The organism is Pseudomonas citrullilanati, assembly GCF_030580855.1.
GTDB lineage: Bacteria > Pseudomonadota > Gammaproteobacteria > Pseudomonadales > Pseudomonadaceae > Aquipseudomonas > Aquipseudomonas citrulli.
The window spans coordinates 37781-56656 of the sequence record NZ_JAUQOP010000028.1; the positions used below are offsets into that span (position 1 = coordinate 37781).

Annotated in this window: 14 protein-coding genes; 6 read left to right on the top strand and 8 right to left on the bottom strand. The window is 65.7% G+C overall.

From position 1 onward, the window contains the following. Positions 1-43: 43 nt before the first annotated feature. Entirely contained in the window at positions 44-961 is a 918-nt protein-coding gene (locus Q6A48_RS18060) for a dihydrodipicolinate synthase family protein (RefSeq protein WP_304555556.1), read from the top strand. 648 nt (positions 962-1609) lie between these two features. Here Q6A48_RS18060 and Q6A48_RS18065 read toward each other — a convergent pair. From Q6A48_RS18065 to Q6A48_RS18085, 5 genes are all read right to left on the bottom strand, one after another. Further along, positions 1610-2674, bottom strand: a complete 1065-nt coding sequence (locus Q6A48_RS18065; protein WP_304555587.1) for a 2,3-butanediol dehydrogenase — start codon at positions 2672-2674, stop codon at positions 1610-1612. Positions 2675-2758: 84 nt separating this feature from the next. Then, positions 2759-3871: an acetoin dehydrogenase dihydrolipoyllysine-residue acetyltransferase subunit gene (locus tag Q6A48_RS18070; protein ID WP_304555557.1), complete on the bottom strand. Its 1113-nt coding sequence runs from the start codon at positions 3869-3871 to the stop codon at positions 2759-2761. After that, positions 3871-4887 (bottom strand): alpha-ketoacid dehydrogenase subunit beta, encoded by a 1017-nt coding sequence (locus Q6A48_RS18075; protein WP_304555558.1) that lies wholly within the window; start codon positions 4885-4887, stop codon positions 3871-3873. The genes Q6A48_RS18070 and Q6A48_RS18075 overlap by 1 nt, the downstream gene beginning before the upstream one ends. A gap of 35 nt (positions 4888-4922) precedes the next feature. Then, positions 4923-5900 carry a thiamine pyrophosphate-dependent dehydrogenase E1 component subunit alpha gene (locus Q6A48_RS18080; RefSeq protein WP_047737870.1) on the bottom strand — a complete coding sequence of 326 codons (978 nt, stop codon included), beginning with the start codon at positions 5898-5900 and terminating at the stop codon, positions 4923-4925. 2 nt (positions 5901-5902) lie between these two features. Next, the gene (locus Q6A48_RS18085) at positions 5903-6976 is read right to left on the bottom strand and encodes an ATP-NAD kinase family protein (RefSeq protein ID WP_304555560.1); all 1074 of its coding nucleotides are present in this window, start codon (positions 6974-6976) and stop codon (positions 5903-5905) included. A 344-nt stretch (positions 6977-7320) separates the two neighbouring features. On the opposite strand from Q6A48_RS18085, the gene Q6A48_RS18090 reads away from it, so the two are divergent. Continuing rightward, positions 7321-9201, top strand: a complete 1881-nt coding sequence (locus Q6A48_RS18090) for a sigma-54-dependent Fis family transcriptional regulator (RefSeq protein WP_304555562.1) — start codon at positions 7321-7323, stop codon at positions 9199-9201. A 7-nt stretch (positions 9202-9208) separates the two neighbouring features. On the opposite strand, the gene Q6A48_RS18095 is transcribed toward Q6A48_RS18090, so the two are convergent. The 3 genes from Q6A48_RS18095 to Q6A48_RS18105 form a co-directional block, all read right to left on the bottom strand. Next, positions 9209-9538 carry a hypothetical protein gene (locus Q6A48_RS18095; protein ID WP_304555563.1) on the bottom strand — a complete coding sequence of 110 codons (330 nt, stop codon included), beginning with the start codon at positions 9536-9538 and terminating at the stop codon, positions 9209-9211. 178 nt (positions 9539-9716) lie between these two features. After that, positions 9717-10925 carry a cytochrome c biogenesis protein DipZ gene (locus tag Q6A48_RS18100; RefSeq protein ID WP_304555564.1) on the bottom strand — a complete coding sequence of 403 codons (1209 nt, stop codon included), beginning with the start codon at positions 10923-10925 and terminating at the stop codon, positions 9717-9719. A gap of 184 nt (positions 10926-11109) precedes the next feature. Then, positions 11110-11373, bottom strand: coding sequence for a DUF2790 domain-containing protein (locus Q6A48_RS18105; RefSeq protein ID WP_304555566.1), 264 nt, complete (start codon positions 11371-11373; stop codon positions 11110-11112). Between the two features lie 227 nt (positions 11374-11600). On the opposite strand from Q6A48_RS18105, the gene Q6A48_RS18110 reads away from it, so the two are divergent. The 4 genes from Q6A48_RS18110 to Q6A48_RS18125 all read left to right on the top strand — a co-directional run bounded on the left by Q6A48_RS18110 (position 11601) and on the right by Q6A48_RS18125 (position 18735). After that, positions 11601-12341, top strand: coding sequence for a response regulator (locus tag Q6A48_RS18110; protein WP_304555567.1), 741 nt, complete (start codon positions 11601-11603; stop codon positions 12339-12341). Further along, positions 12338-13660 carry an ATP-binding protein gene (locus Q6A48_RS18115; protein ID WP_304555568.1) on the top strand — a complete coding sequence of 441 codons (1323 nt, stop codon included), beginning with the start codon at positions 12338-12340 and terminating at the stop codon, positions 13658-13660. The genes Q6A48_RS18110 and Q6A48_RS18115 overlap by 4 nt, the downstream gene beginning before the upstream one ends. Positions 13661-14229: 569 nt before the next feature. Further along, the gene (locus Q6A48_RS18120) at positions 14230-16026 is read left to right on the top strand and encodes a thiamine pyrophosphate-requiring protein (RefSeq protein WP_304555569.1); all 1797 of its coding nucleotides are present in this window, start codon (positions 14230-14232) and stop codon (positions 16024-16026) included. 141 nt (positions 16027-16167) lie between these two features. Further along, positions 16168-18735, top strand: coding sequence for a bifunctional diguanylate cyclase/phosphodiesterase (locus Q6A48_RS18125; RefSeq protein WP_304555570.1), 2568 nt, complete (start codon positions 16168-16170; stop codon positions 18733-18735). The last annotated feature ends 141 nt before the right edge of the window (positions 18736-18876 follow it).

Consider the following 18876-nt stretch of genomic DNA (forward strand, 5'->3'; position numbering starts at 1 on the left):
ACGGGGATAAATCCCCTCGCCACAAACCCAAAGGAGACAACCCATGAGCAAACGCATCAACTGGAGCGGCGTCTTCCCTGCCGTCACCACTCAATTCAACGATGATTTTTCCATCAACCTGGAGAAAACCCACCAAGTGATCTCCAACGTGATCCGCGACGGCGTGTCGGGTCTGGTGGTCTGCGGGTCGGTGGGGGAAAACACGTCGTTGAGCGCCGAAGAAAAAATCGCCGTGACCGAAGTGGCGGTGGACGCCTCCCGTGGCCGGGTGCCGGTGATCTGCGGCGTCGCCGAGTTCACCAGCGTGCAGGCGGCCAAGGTCGCCAACGCGGTGCGCAAGGTGGGCGTCGATGGCGTGATGCTGATGCCGGCGCTGGTCTATGGCTCCAAGCCGTTCGAAACCGCCGAGCATTTCCGTTACGTGGCGCGGCAGGCCGATGTGCCGTTGATGGTCTACAACAACCCGCCGATCTACAAGAACGACGTGACGCCGGACATCCTGATTTCCCTGGCCGATTGCGACAACGTGGTGTGCTTCAAGGACTCCTCCGGCGACACCCGGCGCTTCATCGACGTGCGCAACGAAGTGGGCGACCGCTTCGTGCTGTTCGCCGGCCTCGACGACGTCGTGCTGGAAAGCCTGGCGGTGGGTGCCGAAGGCTGGGTCTCGGGGATGTCCAACGTGTTTCCGCAGGAAGGCGAGACCATTTTCCGCCTGGCCCGTGCCGGGCGCTTCGCCGAGGCGATGCCGATCTACGAATGGCTGATGCCGATCCTGCACCTGGACGCCCGCGCCGACCTGGTGCAGTGCATCAAGCTCTGCGAAGCCATCGCCGGCCGCGGCAGCGCCCTCACCCGTCCACCGCGCCTGGCCCTGCCCGAAGAAGATCGACGGTACGTGGAGCAGATCATGGCCAAGGCCCTGGCCAATCGGCCGGTGCTGCCGGATGTGGGGCTGTAAGGCACCCCGTGGACGGCCTGTGGGAGCGAGCCTGCTCGCGAAAGCGGCCGGCCTGAAAAGGCGATGCTGGCTGTGCCGCCGCCTTCGCGGGCAAGCCCGCTCCCACAAGGGAAATGGGTGGCCAACGCAATTCCCAGAGTCACCCCCGCCCCCCCTGTGGGAGCGAGCTTGCTCGCGATAGCGGCCGGCCTGAAAAGGCTATGCTGGCTGTGCCGCCGCCTTCGCGAGCAAGCTCGCTCCCACAAGGGAAATGGGTGGCCGACACAATTCCCAAAGCCACCCCGGACCCCCTGTGGGAGCGAGCTTGCTCGCGATAGCGGCCGGCCTGAAAAGGCTATGCTGGCTGTGCCGCCGCCTTCGCGAGCAAGCCCGCTCCCACAAGGGAAATGGGTGGCCGACACAATTCCCAAAGCCACCCCGGACCCCCTGTGGGAGCGAGCTTGCTCGCGATAGCGGCCGACCAGCCACCATCACCAACACTGACCCACCGCTTTCGCGGGCAGGCCCGCTTCCACAAGAGAAATGGGTGGCCGACACAACTCCCAAAGCCACCCCGGCCCCCCTGTGGCAGGTCGGCTACTAAGCCCCGGACAAAAAAAAGCGATGACCGTCACCGGCCATCGCCAAAATCGCCTACCTCAGGCGTGCTCAGATCCGTGCGGGTGACACGATGATTTTCACGTTGTGTTCCTTGTTGTTGACCAGCTCCTCGAACCCCTGGCCGACGATCTGCTCCAGTTGGATGCGCCCGGTCACCAGCGGCGAGATGTCCAGCCGGCCATCGGCGATGAAGGCGATCACGTCGGCGAATTCGCCGTTGTAGGCCAGCGCACCCAGCACTTGCTTCTCGGTGGCGACCAGTTCGAAGAAGTTGAACTGGCTCGGTTCCTCGAAAATCCCCACCAGCACACACTTGCCGGCCTTGCGGATCAGGTCGATGGCCAGTTTGGCGGTGTGCTTGTTGCCGATGCATTCAAAGCTCACATCCGCCCCCAGGCCACCGGTGAGACGGCGCACCTCGGCCAGGGCATCGCAGTCGTTCGGATCGATCACATGGCTGGCGCCGACTTCCAGGGCCTTGGCCTTGCGCGCGCCGGACATTTCCAGGGCAATCACCTGCGCCGCGCCGGCCGCCTTGGCGCACATGATGGTGCACAGGCCGATGGTGCCGGCACCCACCACCACGACGTTCTGGCCCAACAGGCTGCCGGCTTTCTTCACCGCATGCATGCCCACCGCCAACGGCTCGATCAACGCTCCGGCCTCGGCGGGGAAATTGGCCGGCAACTTGTAGAGCAGGTTGGCCGGCACGTTGACCAACTCGGCAAACGCGCCATTGTTCATCAACCCGGTGAAGGCCAGGTTTTCGCAGATGTTGTACAGCCCGTGGGTGCAGTAATAGCAGGTGCCGCAGTGCTGGCAGGCATCCGCCGCCACCGGTTCGCCGACGCTGAAGCCTTCCACCCCGGCCCCCAGCTCGACGATTTCGCCGCAGAACTCATGGCCGAGGATGCACTGGCCCTTGATCCCGGTCAGCGGGTGCGGCGCGTCCACCGGGATGAACACCGGCCCGGCCACGTACTCATGCAGGTCGGAACCGCAGATGCCACACCAGTGCACTCGGATCTGCACCCAACCGGCGGGCGGCGCCACGGGCAGTGGCACGTCTTCGACGCGAATGTCGTTGCGGCCATGCCAGACGGCGGCGCGCATGCTGCGGGTAGGCGTGATTGAAACGTTCATCGTGTTGCCTCCAGAATTGAGTGGGGCCGCGATCCAGCTCGCCGCCCGCGTTGGTCAGTGCTGTTGGATGAACTCGAGGATCAGCCGGTTGACCTGCTCGGCCGCCTCCATCTGCACCATGTGGCCCTGGCCGGCCAGCACTTCGACCCGCGCCGCCAGCCCGTCGCCATGGGCGGCGGGGATGATCGCGTCGTCGCTGCCCCAGATCACCAGCGCCGGAACGTGACCGGCCTGTACCACTTCCCGCAGGTCGGTCTGCTGCCGGCCGTTGGCGAACAGCGTCGCCGCCAGTTGCCCGAGGGCCGCATCCACCCCCTCCAGGCGCTTGTACTTGAGCATGTCGTCGAGCATCTGCCGGTTGACCAGCTCGGCATTGGAAAACAGCTGCACGAGTTGCGGCTTCAGGGCGTTGCGGTTGGCGGCCTCGACGAAGCCCTGCAGGTACCCGCCGTTGATCTCCGGCCCCAGGCCGGCGCTGCCGATCAAGGTCAGGGAGCGCACCCGTTGGGGCTCGAGGCGAGCGGTGTTGAGCGACACCGCGCCACCCATGGAATGGCCCACCAGGTGCGCGACGCTGATATCCAGGTGGTCGAGCAAGGCCAGCACCACGCCGCTCAGTTCGTCCAGGTCGCCCCGTTGCAGGGTCTTGGTGGATTCGCCATGGCCCGGCAGGTCCAGGGCAATGACACGCCGCCCCGCCGCCAGGGCCTCGTGGTTGAACAGCCAGTTGTTCAGGTCACCGCCGAAGCCGTGCACCAGCAGTAACGGGGTCCCGCCTTCGCCGCGTTCGAAGTAACGGATCACCCGCCCGTCCAACTCGACTTTCTGCGGCTTCGGCCCGGTGTCTTCGGCGGCGGCATCGCCCGGCACGAAACTGGATTGGAATTGTTCGATGACTGCATCGATCTCGGCGTCGCTGGCCTCGCCGTCCACCACGATGCCGAGCAAGGCACCGACCGCCAGGGTTTCATCCTGGCGGGCGACCTGCCGGCGCAGGATGCCGGAAAACGGGGCTTCGACGCTGCTGGAGATCTTGTCGGTCTCCACGTCCAACACTTCCTCGCCCTTGGCGATGGCCTGGCCCTCCTCCTTGAGCCAGGCATCGACCCGGCCTTCGGTCATCGACAGGCCCCATTTGGGCATGGTCAGGGTATGAATCTGGCTCATCAGCGCTTGCTCCACTCGATCACGTTGAGCACGGCTTGTTCGATCTTGGCCGCGTCAGGGATGTACAGGTCTTCCAGGGAATCGGAGAACGGCACCGGCGTGTGCGGCGCGGTGACCATTTCTATCGGTGCCTTCAGGGCACCGAAGGCTTTCTGGGCCACCAGCGCCGAGATGTCCGTGGCCATGGAGCAGCGCGGGTTGGCCTCGTCGATCACCACCAGGCGGCCGGTCTTCTCGACGCTTTCCAGGATGCTGTCTTCGTCCATCGGGCTGGTGGTGCGCAGGTCGAGGACTTCGCAGTCGATGCCGCGCCCGGCCAGGCTGCGCGCGGCGTCGATGGCGGTGTTGACCATGCGCCCGTAGGACACCAGGGTCACGTCCTTGCCATCGCGCAGGAAGTTCGCCTCGCCGAACGGAATGGTGTAGAGCTCTTCGGGAACCTCGCCCTGCAGGCTGTACAGCAACTTGTGCTCGCAGAAGATCACCGGGTCGTTGTCGCGGATCGCCTGGATCAGCAAGCCCTTGGCGTCATAGGGCGAGGATGGGCACACCACCTTGAGCCCCGGGATGTGGGTCCACAGGGAAGTGAGCATCTGCGAATGCTGGGCGGCGGCACGCAGGCCGGCGCCGACCATGGTGCGGATCACCAGGGGCGTGGAAGCCTTGCCGCCGAACATGTAGCGAAACTTCGCCGCCTGGTTGAGGATCTGGTCCAGGCAGCAGCCGGCGAAGTCGACGAACATCAATTCGCAGACCGGGCGTACGCCGCAGGTCGCCGCGCCGACTGCCGCGCCGACGTAGCCGATTTCCGACAACGGGGTGTCGAGCACCCGGCCGGGAAACTGGTCGTAGAGGCCCTTGGTCACGCCGAGCACACCGCCCCAGGCGTCGTTCTCACCGGGCGCGCCGGCACCACCGGCGACGTCCTCGCCCATGATGAAGACGCTGGCGTCGCGGCGCATTTCCTGGGCCAGGGCTTCGTTGATTGCCTGCTGATAGCTGATTTTTCTCGCCATGATGGAATTCTCTGTTCTTGTTTTATAAGGGGCGTTCAGGGATAGGAGACGTAGACGTCGGTCAGCAGGTCGGCCGCGGTGGGCTTGGGATCGGACTTGGCCTTGTACACCGCGTTCTCGATCAGCAGGTCCACCTCCTTGTCGATCAGGTCCAATTGCTCGACCGTCAGCAACCCGGCCCGGGTGGTGCGTTCGCGGAACTGCATCAGGCAGTCCTGGTGCTCGCGGAAATGCTTGACCTCGTCAGGCGCCCGGTAGGTCTGGGCATCGCCCTCGAAGTGGCCGTAGTAACGCGTCAGCTTGACCTCGATCAGCGAAGGCCCTTCGCCGGCGCGGGCACGCTCGACGGCGGCACCGGCGGCTTCATGGACGGCGAAGAAATCAAAGCCGTCCACGGTGACCCCGGGCATGCCGAAGCCGGCGGCGCGGTCGGCGATGTGGTCGCAGGCCACCGACCAGTTGGAGGCGGTCGCTTCGGCGTAGCCGTTGTTCTCGGCGATGAACAGGCACGGCAGGTTCCACACCGAGGCCATGTTCATGGCTTCGAATACCGCGCCTTCGTTGGAGCCGCCATCGCCGAAGAACACCACGGCGACGCTGTCGGTGCCCTTGAGCCGGGCCGCCAGTGCAGCGCCCACCACCAGCGGCGCACCGGCCCCGACGATGCCGTTGGCGCCGAGCATGCCCTTCTCGATATCGGCGATGTGCATCGAGCCGCCCTTGCCCTGGCAGACGCCGGTTTTCTTGCCGTAGATCTCGGCCATCATCCCGTAGACGTCCACGCCCTTGGCGATGCAATGGCCGTGGCCACGGTGGTTGGAGGCGATGCAATCGTCATCGCCCAAATGCGCCATGACCCCGGCGGCCGACGCCTCTTCGCCAGCGTACAGGTGGACGAAACCGGGGATCTCGCCGGTGGCGAACTCCACGTGCAGGCGCTCTTCGAAAGCACGGATGGTGCGCATCACCTGGTAGGCGTGCAGCAGTTGATCGTGGGTGAGCGGTGTCGACATTTTTATTCTCCTGGGGTGTCTTCTTGAAGATTCAGAGGGTGTTGCGGGTGTTCGCGGCCGATGCCCAGCAGGCGCTGCCGCGCGGCGTAGGCCAGCACCGCGTTGACGTCGATGCTCAACGGGCCACCGGCGTCGAGGGTGACCGTGGGTCGGTCGCGGGGGTTGAATTCGATTTCTCGTTCGCCATCCAGGGCCAGGGTGCCGCTGGACAGCGACAGCGGATGGGCGACGCCGGGCTCCAGGCGTCCGGCCGCCAGCACGCCGCAGCCTTGCAGCAGGCCGGGCGCCAGCGGCACCAGCAGCGCCTCGGGCGATTGCGGGTCCAGGCGCATCCAGGCACCGCTCGGCTCCTGCCGGGTGACCGGGAACCACAGGCCGCACAATGCGGACAGCCCGATCGATTGCGGCTCGGCAAACGTCACGAAGACCTCGGCCAGGTCCACCGCCCGGCTGATGGCCCGGGCGCCGACGAATCGCAACGGCGACACGGCGACGTCCACCAGGGCGGTTTCCCGCAGGCCACGATGGGGGTCGCACACCAGCAGGCGCTTGTTGCGCCGCAGGCCGATCTGCGCAGGGATCCGGCCACTGGCGTACAAACCGCCGGCCAGCCCGGCACTGGTGGCTTCGCGCAATTCGGGAAAGGCGTTGTTGGTGCCGGTGGAGAGGGTCAGCAACGGAATGTCGCCGACCTCGGCGGCCACGGCCTTGTGGGTGCCATCGCCGCCGAGCACGGCGATCAGCGCCACCTCGCGCTCGGCCATCAGCCGCGCCGCCCGGCGGGTGTCCTCGACGGTCTGGCGCAGGGTCAGGTCGAGAAACTCCAGGGCCGGCCAGTGGCTGCTGCGCGCCTGGCGACTGTGGCTGTTCTTCAGCACGGCGGCGGCAATGCCGGTCATGTCGGTGGGCATCAGCACCTGCTCGACGCCCGTGGTGCCGAACGCTGCCAGCAGCCGCTGGATCACCGACACCTTGTCGGTGCTGGAAAACAGCCCGGCGTTGGCGGTCAGGCGCCGCACGTCGCGGCCCGACGCCGGGTTGGCGATGATGCCCACCGTCAAGGGACGGCGACTCATGGCGTCACCGGCAACGCGAGGGACAGACGACTTGGGCAGGAAGACATGGGCACACCTCGTTTTTTATTATTCGAAGCCCGTCGAGCGGGCACCAAGGCCTAGAGCAAGGCCGGTGCCAGTTCCTGAAAAACACCGGCAAAGGTCCGTTCCAGAGCCCTCAAAGCGAAATGAACGACTGCTCGGGACACGCTCCGCTGAGACGCCACATGTCAGCCTGCACGGGCGCCAGGCGAGACCGTGAGACGTGGCGTCTCACCCGGCCCCCGGGGCCGGCCAGGCTTGTCGGCGGCCGGTGAACGGCGCTTAATGGGCGCACAACGATAAGAAGCTGAATCGGAGGCCCCATGCTTTCCGCTCACTCCCAGGCGCATGTGGATTGCGTCAGCCGCGTCGTGAAGAACGCGCAGCGGCTGCCCCAATTGCCCGTGCCGGACCTGATCCTCGACTCCTGGCGCCGCTCCATGGAGCAGCATCACCTGGACCCCGGTTCGCTGCAGGGGCCGCGCATCCTGTCCGAAGACGTGCTCAAGCAGTGCCGCGAGCGTTCCGAACTGTTCCTCAACATCGCCAGCGAAGAAGTCGCCCGCCTCCATGGCCGGGTGCGCGACGCCGATTACTGCGTGCTGCTGACCGACGCCCAGGGCCAGACCATCGACTACCGCGTGGAAACCACCCTGCGCAACGACTGCCGCAAGGCCGGGCTTTACCTGGGCACCTGTTGGTCGGAAGGTGAAGAAGGCACCTGCGGGGTGGCGGCGGTGCTGACGGCCAAGGCGCCGGTGACGGTACACAAGCGCGATCATTTCCGCGCCGCCTTCATCGGCCTGACCTGCTCGGCGGCCCCGGTCTTCGACCCCCAGGGCGAACTGCTCGGGGTGCTCGACGTTTCCGCGGTGCGCTCACCGGACGACCGCCGCTCCCAGCATCTGATCCGGCAAATGGTGGTGCAGAGCGCCCGGGAGATCGAACAGGCGTTTTTCCTCAGCAGCGCACAGGGCTATTGGGTGCTGCGCGGCCACCGCAACGCCGGTTACGTCGACAGCCAACCGGACCTGCTGCTCGCCTGGGACGACGACGGTTGCCTGCAAGCGCTGAACCCGGCGGCCCGCCAGTACCTATTGGAACGCTACGGCCAGTTGCCGAGCCATGTCAGCCAGGTCTTCGACCCGCAATGGCTGCACCGTGCGCGGGACGAACGCCTCTACCCCCTGCTGGGCCACGGCAGCGAGCCCGCGTTCCACGGCCGCCTGAGCCCACCGCGCCATCGAGCCGTTGCGCGGCCCCGGGTGGCGCTGGCCCCGACCGAGCTCGATCCGCGCCTGGCCGATAGCCTGCGCCTGGCGGTGCGGGTCAAGGACCGCAACCTGCCAGTGCTGGTCCAGGGCGAAACCGGCTCCGGCAAGGAAGTGTTCGCCCGTCAACTGCACCAGGCCAGCGAACGCCGCGACCGCCCGTTCGTGGCACTCAATTGCGCGGCGATTCCCGAAAGCCTGATCGAGAGCGAATTGTTCGGCTATGTCGCCGGGGCGTTCACCGGCGCCTCGGCCAAGGGCATGCAAGGCCTGCTGCAACAAGCCGACGGCGGGACCTTGTTCCTGGATGAAATCGGCGACATGCCGCTGGCCCTGCAAACCCGCCTGCTGCGGGTCTTGGCCGAAGGCGAAGTGGCGCCACTGGGGGCTTCACGGCGCAAGGCCGTGGACATCCAGGTGATCTGCGCCACGCACCGCGACCTGGAGACGCTGGTGGCCAGCGGCGAATTTCGCGAAGACCTGTACTTCCGCCTCGGCGGCGCTCGCTTCCAGCTGCCACCGCTGCGCGAACGCACCGATCGACTGGCGCTGATCAATCGTCTTCTCGCCGAGGAATCGGCGCTGTGCGGGACGCCAATGCAATGTGCCAGCGCGGCCCTGGAATGCCTGCTCGGCTATCACTGGCCAGGCAATATCCGCCAGCTGCGCCATGTGCTGCGCTACGCCTGCGCGGTGTGCGAGGCCGACGTGATCCAGCTCAGCCACCTGCCCGAGTCATTGCACAGCGGTGACACGGCCCCGCAGGCTTCGGAGCCCAGCGCCAGCCCGGAACGCCAGGCGTTGCTCGATGCCTTGGTGCGCCATCGCTGGAAGCCCACCGCCGCCGCCCGGGCCCTGGGCATTTCCCGGGCGACCCTGTATCGACGGGTTCACCAGCACGGCATCGACATGCCCGGTCGCCAGCCGGCGTAGCGACTCATCACCGCTGCGCCAGCTCATGGCGCACGCATTGCTCGTAGTAGGTCTGCTTGACGGCGGCGGGCTTGAGGCGCGAGGCGCTGTTGTAGGTCTGCTCGGTGATGCCCAGGGCGGTCATGCGCATCCAGGGCCGGGGAAACTTGCGCACTTGCAGCTTCTTGCGCGCGCCGTACAGGCTGACGCCGGACAACTTCGACGCCTGCGCGCCGGCGGCGATGTCCGAACCCCAGCGGCACACCGATTGCTGGTTCTGCGTCAGCGCCCTGGCTTGGGCGCCGGACGAGACGGCCACCAGGACACAGGTTGCCACGACCCACTTAGAAATACGCATAGGTTTGTCGCCCAACTTCCTGAAAGGAAAGAAGTTTGACGTCATCCAGATGAGCAAGGGGCCAGCACGGCCAGGAGATTCCGTGGCGAGGGGATTCTGTGGCGAGGGGATTTATCCCCGTTGGGCGGCGAAGCAGCCCCTTGGATCGTTGTAGGGGTAGATCCCCTCGCCACAATGTTCAACCCGCCTTGGCCTCCTGCAACAACTGCTGGATCACCTGTTCCTGCTCGGCGTAGCGCCCTTCGCCGAAGTGGCTGTAGCGCACTTGCCCCTTGGCATCGATGAAGTAATGCGCCGGCCAGTACTGGTTGTCGAAGGCACGCCAGATCGCATACTGGTTGTCGATGGCCACCGGGTAGCGGATGCCCAGCTTGCGCACCTGCTCACGCACGTTGTCGATGATCTTCTCGTAGCCGTATTCCGGGGTGTGGACACCGACGACCACCAGTCCTTCCTTCTCGTACTTCTTCGCCCAGTCGTTCACATAGGGCAGCGTGTGCTGGCAGTTGATGCAGTCGTAGGTCCAGAAATCCACCAGCACCACCTTGCCGCGCAGCGACTCGGCATCCAGCGGTGGCGAGTTCAGCCACTGCACTGCGCCGTCCAGCGAAGGCATGGCACCCTGGGCTTCCAGGTTCGGCATGGGGTTGGCGCTGGCCTTGCTGACCACATAGTCGATGGCCTTGGGCACCTTTTCCAGCAGGCTTTGCTCCAGGCTCGCGGCGCCCTGGGAAGAGGTGCCCGCCAACAGCCGATCATCGACACCGGTGCCGATCGCCACCGCGGCCAGCAACACCACCACCCCGCTGCCCCGGCGCAGCCAGGCAGTCACGGGCAGCGAAAGCTTGAGCCGCGTGACCAAGCCGCGCCCGGCGAAGATCAAGGTGCCCAGGGACAAGGCGCTGCCCAGGCCGTAGGCGAGCAGCAACAGGCTGGTGCCGGCGTTGGCCCCCTGCAACATCGCGCCGGTGAGGATCACGCCCAGTATCGGCCCGGCACAAGGCGCCCAGAGCAGCCCGGTGGCGACCCCGATCAGCACCGCCGCCAGGGGCCCGCCCAGGCGCCCGGCGCCGGCATCGACCCGATTGCCCAGGTTGACCAGCGGCCGCGCCAGCCAGGTGCCCACCCGGCTGAAGATCAGCGACAAGGCGAACAGCACCATCACCCCCAGGGCGACTTGCCGGCCGACATGGCTGGCGCGCAGCACCCATTCGCTGCTGACCACCGCCAGGCTCGACACCAGGGCGAACGTCAGCACCATGCCGCCGAGGGTCAGCAGCATCGAACCCGGCGCGCGATTGGCCCGGGCGAACAGGAACGGCACCACGGGAAGGATACAAGGGCTGAGGATCGTCAGGATCCCGCCGAGGAAAGCGATCAGAAGCATGGCATCACCTATAGGTCATATGGCCGAGTCGGGCCCTTGTGGCGAGGGGATTCATCCCCGCTGGACCGCGAAGCGGTCCCCTTGGAACTGTCTGTCACACCGCAGTGGCAGGATGGGGTCGCTTCGCAACCCAACGGGGATGAATCCCCTCGCCACAATGATTCAGCGCAATTGTGTTGTGCCTTCAGTTCCCGTCATTGCAATGATCGGCAAGCTTGCGATAGTCCAGCACCTGCTGGTGGCCCGCCGAATCCAGGTAGGTCATGTGGGCGTTGACCACGCCGCAGTCCGGCCCGGCGTCTTCGCTGAGCGAGAGCACTTTCTGGATGTCCAGGTGAGTGCCGTAGCTGTAGCTGTGGGTCTGGACGTCGCTTTCGGCCCTGGCGGACAGCGTGCAGATGTTCAACGCGGCGAAGAGGCAAGCGGCGTAGATGGCTTTGGTGTTCATGGCGGTGTCCTCGATGCATTCAATGGATTTTTGCCGAGGCCGGTTGTGTAGCCTCGTTGGACGCCATTGAACGCCGGCCAGGTATCGCGCCTGTATCGGCCCGGGGGGCTTTTTGCATCCCTGTGTATCCGTCGCGCGCCAGATACACTGCAATACAAACCGCCGCGAGCCGGGCCGGCTGGCGCCTGTAGACTGGCCACAACGAAACGCCAAGGGGACTGGGCACCATGGATCATGTCGATCACGTGTTGATTGTGGATGACGATCGCGAGATCAGAGAGCTGGTGGGCAACTACCTGAAGAAGAATGGCTTGCGCACCACCGTCGTCGCCGATGGCCGGCAGATGCGTGCGTTCCTGGAGACCACCCCGGTGGACCTGATCGTGCTGGACATCATGATGCCCGGCGATGACGGCCTGGTGCTGTGCCGCGAACTGAGTGCCGGCAAGCACAAGGCCACGCCCGTGCTGATGCTCACCGCCCGCAACGACGAAACCGACCGCATCATCGGCCTGGAGATGGGCGCCGACGATTACCTGGTCAAGCCGTTCGCCGCCCGCGAGCTGCTGGCCCGCATCAACGCCGTGCTGCGTCGCACCCGCATGCTGCCGCCCAACCTGGTGGTCACCGAAAGCGGTCGCCTGCTGGGGTTCGGCCGTTGGCGCCTGGACACCACCGCCCGCCACCTGCTGGACACCGACGGCACCCTGGTGGCCCTGAGCGGCGCCGAATACCGCTTGCTGCGGGTGTTCCTCGACCATCCACAACGGGTGCTCAACCGTGACCAATTGCTCAACCTGACCCAGGGCCGGGACGCCGACCTGTTCGACCGCTCCATCGACTTGCTGGTCAGCCGCCTGCGCCAGCGCCTGCTGGACGACGCCCGGGAACCGGCCTACATCAAGACCGTGCGCAGCGAAGGCTATGTCTTCTCGCTGCCGGTGGAGATCCTCGAGGCGCCGGTATGAACCTGTCGCTGCGCTGGCCCCGCACCCTGGGGTCGAGACTGTCGCTGATCTTCCTGGTCGGCCTGATCCTGGCCCAGGGCCTGTCCTTCGGCGTCCAGTATTACGAGCGCTACCAGAGCGCCAAGTCCACCATGCTCGGCAACCTGGAAACCGATGTCGCCACCTCTGTCGCCATCCTCGACCGTCTGCCCGCCGCCGAACGCCCCGCCTGGCTGCCGAAACTCGCCCGGCGCAACTACGCCTACCTGCTGGAGGAAGGCCAGGCCGGCCAGCCGATGGCGGCGGGCGATCCGCCGATTTCGGTGAGTTCGATCCAGGCGGCCATCGGCGAGACGTACAACCTGACCTTCACCGACCTGCCCGGCCCGCAGAAGCACTATCAGGCCCATCTGCGTTTGAGCGACGGCAGCCCGCTGACCATCGACGTGCGCCCGGCGATGGTGCCGCTGTCGCCCTGGCTGCCGGTGGTCTTGCTGGGACAACTGGCGCTGTTGATCGGCTGCACCTGGCTGGCCGTGCGCATCGCCGTCGGCCCGCTCGCCCGGCTGGCCGACGCGGTGGAAACCCTCGACCCGAACGCCCACGGCGTGCGCCTGGACGAAAAAGGCCCGACCGAGGTGGTGCACGCGGCCAAGGCCTTCAACGCCATGCAGGACCGCATCGCCGCCTACCTCAAGGAGCGCATGCAATTGCTCGCGGCGATCTCCCATGATTTGCAGACGCCCATCACGCGCATGAAGCTGCGGGCCGAGTTCATGGACGATGGCCTCGAAAAGGACAAGCTCTGGAGCGACCTGAGCGAAATGGAACACCTGGTGCGCGAAGGCGTGGCCTATGCCCGCAGCATCCACGGCGCCACCGAGGCCAGCTGCCGCATCAACCTCGATGCCTTCCTCGACAGCCTGGTGTTCGACTACCAGGACACCGGCAAGGACGTGCAGTTGTCCGGGAAAAACGCCGCGGTCATCGACACCCGCCCCCACGCCTTGCGCCGCGTGCTGGTCAACCTGGTGGACAACGCCCTGAAGTTCGGCGGCGCGGCCCAGCTCCATGTACAGTCCGCCAGCGATGGGCAGCTGTCGATCCAGGTCCTGGACCGCGGCCCCGGTATCGACGAGCAGGAACTGGCCGAAGTGCTCAAGCCGTTCTACCGGGTGGAAAGCTCGCGCAACCGGGAAACCGGTGGCACCGGCCTGGGACTCGCCATCGCCCAGCAACTGGCAATCGCCATGGGCGGCTCGCTGAGCCTGAGCAACCGCGACGGCGGCGGCCTGTGCGCCGAACTGCGCCTGGGCCGCGATACCCCCCAACCGAACTGACCCATCCCCTGCTCCTGCAACCACTGAAGATCAGCGGTGGAAGCGAGCCTGCTCGCGAAGACGGCGGCACATCCCGCATCACCGGTTCAGACAGACCGCTTTCGCGAGCAAGCTCGCTCCCACACTGGACCGGTTGTGAACACCAAACCTGCAACCACTGAAGACCAGCGGTGGGAGCGAGCCGGCTCGCGAAGACGGCGGCACATCCCGCATCACCGGTTCAGACAGACCGCTTTCGCGAGCAAGCTCGCTCCCACACTGGACCGGTTGTGAACACCAAACCTGCAACTACTGAAGATCAGCGGAGGGAGCGAGCCTGCTCGCGAAGACGGCGGCACATTCCGCATCACCGGTTCAGACAGACCGCTTTCGCGAGCAGGCTCGCTCCCACACTGGACCGGTTGTGAACACCAAACCTGCGACCGTTGAAGGCCAGTTGTGGGTGTAGCCCTGCACTTGCCCACCGGCGGCGGCCTGAAAAAATCGAAACCTTGGGCGGCCTGTGTCGGTCCAGTCCTGTATGACCGTCAACGCCGCGCCTCGGCGCGGCCTACTTGTGAGGGACTGACATGAGCATGACCGTGGGTGATTTTCTGGTGGAGCGCCTTTATGAATGGGGGGTTCGTCGTATCTATGGCTATCCGGGCGATGGCATCAACGGGGTCTTCGGCGCCCTGAACCGGGCCAAGGGAAAGATCCGCTTCATCCAGGCGCGACACGAGGAAATGGCCGCGTTCATGGCCTGTGCCCACGCCAAGTTCACCGGGGAACTGGGGGTCTGCATCGCCACTTCGGGGCCGGGCGCCTCGCACCTGATCACCGGCCTCTACGACGCCCGGATGGACCACATGCCGGTGCTCGCGATCAGCGGCCAGCAGGCACGCGCGGCCCTCGGCGGGCATTACCAGCAGGAGCTGGACCTGGTCAGCCTGTTCAAGGATGTGGCCGGGGCGTTCGTGCAGCAGGCCAGCGCGCCCTCCCAGGTCCGCCACCTGCTCGACCGCGCCGTTCGCACGGCCGTGGGCGAGCGCCGGGTTACCGCGCTGATCCTGCCGAACGATCTCCAGGACCTGGAATACACCGCCCCGCCCCACAAGCACGGCACGGTGCATTCCGGCGTCGGCTATCGCAAACCCAAGGTCGTGCCCTACGAGGAGGATCTGCGCAAAGCGGCGGAAGTGCTCAATGCCGGCAAGAAAGTCGCCATCCTGGTGGGTGCCGGCGCGTTGCAGGCCACCGACGAAGTGATTGCCGTCGCCGAGAAGCTCGGCGCCGGCGTAGCCAAGGCGCTGCTCGGCAAGGCCGCCGTGCCGGACGACCTGCCCTGGGTCACCGGTTCCATCGGCCTGCTCGGCACTGAGCCCAGTGACAACATGATGGCCGGCTGCGACACGCTGCTGATGATCGGCTCCGGCTTTCCCTACGCTGAATTCCTGCCGCCCGAAGGCCAGGCCCGGGGGGTGCAGATCGACATCCAGCCGGACATGCTCAGCCTGCGCTACCCCATGGAAGTCAGCTTGCACGGCGACAGCGCCGACACCCTGCGGGCCCTGCTGCCACTGCTCGAAGAGAAGACCGATCGCGCCTGGCGCAAGAAAATCGAACACTGGCGCGAACGCTGGGACAAGACCCTGGAAAAGCGCGCCCTGGTCTCGGCCAAGCCGATCAATCCGCAGCGGGTGACGTTCGAGCTGTCGCCGAGGCTGCCGGACGGCGCCATCATCACCTGCGACTCCGGCTCCTGCGCCAATTGGTTCGCCCGGGATATCCAGATACGGCGCGGCATGATGTGCTCGCTGTCCGGTGGCCTGGCTTCCATGGGCGCCGCCGTGCCCTACGCCATTGCGGCGAAGTTCTGCCATCCGGATCGACCGGTGGTCGCGCTGGTGGGTGACGGCGCCATGCAGATGAACAACATGGCCGAGCTGATCACCGTCGCCAAGTACTGGCAGACCTGGGCCAACGGCACCTGGGTCTGCGCGGTGTTCAACAACCGCGACTTGAACCAGGTGACCTGGGAACAGCGGGTGATGGAGGGTGATCCGAAGTTCGAGGCGTCCCAGGACATCCCCGACGTGCCCTACCACCTGTTCGCCGAGTCCATCGGCATCAAGGGCATCCTGGTGCTGCACGAGGATGACGTGGCGGCGGCCTGGGAAGAAGCGCTGGCGGCCCAGCGCCCGGTGCTGATCGAGTTCCGTACCGACCCCGACGTACCGCCGCTGCCGCCGCACATCAAGCTGGAACAGGCCAAGAAGTTCGCCTCGACACTGCTCCAGGGTGACCCGAACGAGCGCGGCCTCGTGGTCGAGACCGCCAAGCAGGTACTGGGCGCCCTGCTGCCGGGCCACACCAAAAAGGACTGAAACAGACGCCAGACTCGTTTCAGTGCAACGCCAACAGCCGCCCCGCCGGTACGGGTCGGCTGTCGGTCCCATTAAGTTAATCGAACAGCCAGCCGATACAGGGACGTGCGGGATATTTCGCGTTTAGCTGATGGCTTGTTTATGACTGAAGATGCTGGCAACGACTCACCTGTCCTTTCCCCGGGCTCGCCAAGCCGAAGCTTCACCCGCCGCACCTTCCCGGCCATCATGCTGGTGCTGTTCTTCATGTCGGCCCTGGCGATCGCCATGCTGCTCAACATCACCGCGACCCAGGACCAGCGGGCCCGTGAGCAAAGCCTGTTCTTCGCCCAACGGGCCATCGAAGGGATCCGCACCGGCATCGGCCGTGACTTGAGCGACTATTCCAAATGGAGCGACGCCTACCGTCACCTGCACGTCGAGTTGGACAAGGCGTGGGCCTATGACCAGGAAAACGTCGGCAGCAGCGTTTTTTCGCTCTATGGCTACCAGGCGGTGTTTGTCATTTCCCCCACTGGCAAGACCGTCTATTCGGTGATCGATGGGCAGTTGAGCGACATCACCGCCGACGCCTGGCTGACCGGCAACCTGCGCGCCCTGGCGAAAAAGGCCAGCGCCGCGAACAATCGCGATCAAGTCATCGTCGAAATGCTGCACCACGACGGCGCCCCCGCCTTCGTCGCCACCTCCGCCATCACCACCGGTACGGACAACAGCGTGGCCGAAATCCCCGGCCCGCCGAGCCTGATGCTGTTCGTGAAAGTCCTGGACAGTGCTTCCCTGGAGAACCTGGCACGGGATTTCGTCTTGCCCGATGCCCATATTGCCCGCACGCCCGGCCCGCCCGACACCGCGCAACTGTTGCTCAACGACCTGACCCAGGAAGCACTGGCCTGGCGCCCCCTGACCCCGGGCAATGACTTGCGCAAAGGCTTGTTGCCGGTGCTGGCCATGGCCCTGCTGGTGCTGGCGGTCCTCGCGCTGGCGGTGCTGCGCCACGCCCTGGTGATGCTCCGCGCCCAGGAGCGCCAGTACGCCAGCCTGCTGGCCCATCGCAAGGCGCTGGAACGCAGCGAAGAACGTTTCCGCGACATTGCCGAGGTGTCGTCCGACTGGCTCTGGGAAGTCAACTCGGCCGGGGTCCTCACTTATCTGTCGGAACGCTTCGAACAGGTGACCGGGTTCAGCCCGGGGGAATGGCTGGGCAAGCCGCTGCACCGCTTGCTCCATCCCCATGACGGCTCGATTTCCATCGCCCACTGGCTGTTGGGCGGCGCTAACAGTGCCGAACCGACTGCCCTGCTGTGCGAGTACACCGCACGCAACCTGCGCACGCGCACCTGCAAGATCGCGGTGCGGGCGATCGAAGCCGGCACCCTGGGCTTTCGCGGCACTGCCACCGACATCACCGAGGAATTGCGGGCGCTGGCGCAGATCAAGCACTTGTCGCTCCACGACCCACTGACCGGGCTGGCCAACCGCAATCGATTGTTCGACTGCCTCAGCGAACATCTGGGTCGCGGCACCTCCCTGGCCGTGCTGAACCTGGACATGGACCGGTTCAAGCCGGTCAACGATTCCCTGGGTCACGCGGTGGGCGACAAGGTTTTGAAGGAGGTCGCCCATATCCTCCAGCAGAACGTGCGCAGCACCGACCTGGTGGCACGCCTGGGCGGCGACGAGTTTGTCATCGTCATGCCCGACCCCGGCGAAGCCAGCGACCTCGACCAGCTCTGCCAACGCCTGATCGATTGCATGCAACGGCCGATGCACCTGGACGGCAACACCTTGTACCTGGGCGTGAGCATCGGCGTTGCATGGGCGCAACCGGGCGACGAACGGGCCCACGAACTGCTGCGCCACGCCGACATCGCCCTGTACGCCGCCAAGGCCGCGGGTCGCAACACCTGGCGCGTGTACGTGGAGGCCATGGGCAATCTCGCCCGCGACCGACGCCGCTACGAACAGCAACTGCGCGATGCGATGCAACAGGGCCAGCTGGAACTGCGCTACCTGCCGCGTTTCGACATGAATGCCGAACAATTGCATGGGTTCGAGGCGCAGACCTTCTGGCATCACCCCGAAAAAGGCGAACTGGGCGGCGCCGATTTCCTTCCGATCGCCGAAACCTCCGGCCAGTTGGAAGAACTCGGTACCTGGATGCTGATCAATGTCTGCGAAGAGGCCGTGACCTGGCCCAGCGAGGTCAGTGTGTCCATTGCGGTTTCGCCCCGCTGGTTCAGCAGCAGCTTCCTGCTCAAGCAGGTACGGGCGGCGCTCGACGCCAGCGAACTGGTCCCCCATCGGCTGACCCTGGAAGTGGCTGAAGGGGTCCTGTTGGCCGATCACAAGGCAGTCGCCAGCACCCTGCATGCGCTGAAGGACCTGGGCGTGCGGATCAACATCGACAAGTTCGGCACCAACATCGCGTCCCTGCGCGAAGTGTTGAACCAACCGTTCGACGGCATCCGCTTCGATCGCAACATCCTTTCGCAGTTGGGCCTGGAGCAGGACGAAGAAGGCGTGCTCGCCATGATCCGCCTGAGCCGCAGCGTCGGGCTGAGGGTGACCGCCGAAGGCATCGAGAACGCCCGGCAGTTCCGCCAGTTGCGCAGCGTGGCCTGCGACCACGTCCAAGGCCCCTACTTCGGCTCGCCCCTGGCCCGCTCGGAAATGGCCTCGTTCTTTACCACGCCACGGTGGTTGTGAAGCCTGGCGGGAGCTGCCCCTAGCGCCGGCCTGGCTGGCCGCCTTCGCGAGCTCCCATAGGGGATTGGTGCCGGGCCGCAGGTTTGTGAGCAACCAAGATCCAGTGTGGGAGCGAGCTTGCTCGCGAAAGCGGTGGGTCAG

What these genes read in the sequence shown, in the direction of transcription:
- Q6A48_RS18085 (WP_304555560.1), bottom strand. Translation starts at nt 6,976, where the DNA reads ATGAGTCGCCGTCCCTTGACGGTGGGCATCATCGCCAACCCGGCGTCG.
- Q6A48_RS18070 (WP_304555557.1), bottom strand. Translation starts at nt 3,871, where the DNA reads ATGAGCCAGATTCATACCCTGACCATGCCCAAATGGGGCCTGTCGATG.
- Q6A48_RS18090 (WP_304555562.1), top strand. Translation starts at nt 7,321, where the DNA reads ATGCTTTCCGCTCACTCCCAGGCGCATGTGGATTGCGTCAGCCGCGTC.
- Q6A48_RS18100 (WP_304555564.1), bottom strand. Translation starts at nt 10,925, where the DNA reads ATGCTTCTGATCGCTTTCCTCGGCGGGATCCTGACGATCCTCAGCCCT.
- Q6A48_RS18125 (WP_304555570.1), top strand. Translation starts at nt 16,168, where the DNA reads ATGACTGAAGATGCTGGCAACGACTCACCTGTCCTTTCCCCGGGCTCG.
- Q6A48_RS18060 (WP_304555556.1), top strand. Translation starts at nt 44, where the DNA reads ATGAGCAAACGCATCAACTGGAGCGGCGTCTTCCCTGCCGTCACCACT.
- Q6A48_RS18095 (WP_304555563.1), bottom strand. Translation starts at nt 9,538, where the DNA reads ATGCGTATTTCTAAGTGGGTCGTGGCAACCTGTGTCCTGGTGGCCGTC.
- Q6A48_RS18120 (WP_304555569.1), top strand. Translation starts at nt 14,230, where the DNA reads ATGAGCATGACCGTGGGTGATTTTCTGGTGGAGCGCCTTTATGAATGG.
- Q6A48_RS18110 (WP_304555567.1), top strand. Translation starts at nt 11,601, where the DNA reads ATGGATCATGTCGATCACGTGTTGATTGTGGATGACGATCGCGAGATC.
- Q6A48_RS18105 (WP_304555566.1), bottom strand. Translation starts at nt 11,373, where the DNA reads ATGAACACCAAAGCCATCTACGCCGCTTGCCTCTTCGCCGCGTTGAAC.
- Q6A48_RS18115 (WP_304555568.1), top strand. Translation starts at nt 12,338, where the DNA reads ATGAACCTGTCGCTGCGCTGGCCCCGCACCCTGGGGTCGAGACTGTCG.
- Q6A48_RS18075 (WP_304555558.1), bottom strand. Translation starts at nt 4,887, where the DNA reads ATGGCGAGAAAAATCAGCTATCAGCAGGCAATCAACGAAGCCCTGGCC.
- Q6A48_RS18080 (WP_047737870.1), bottom strand. Translation starts at nt 5,900, where the DNA reads ATGTCGACACCGCTCACCCACGATCAACTGCTGCACGCCTACCAGGTG.
- Q6A48_RS18065 (WP_304555587.1), bottom strand. Translation starts at nt 2,674, where the DNA reads ATGCGCGCCGCCGTCTGGCATGGCCGCAACGACATTCGCGTCGAAGAC.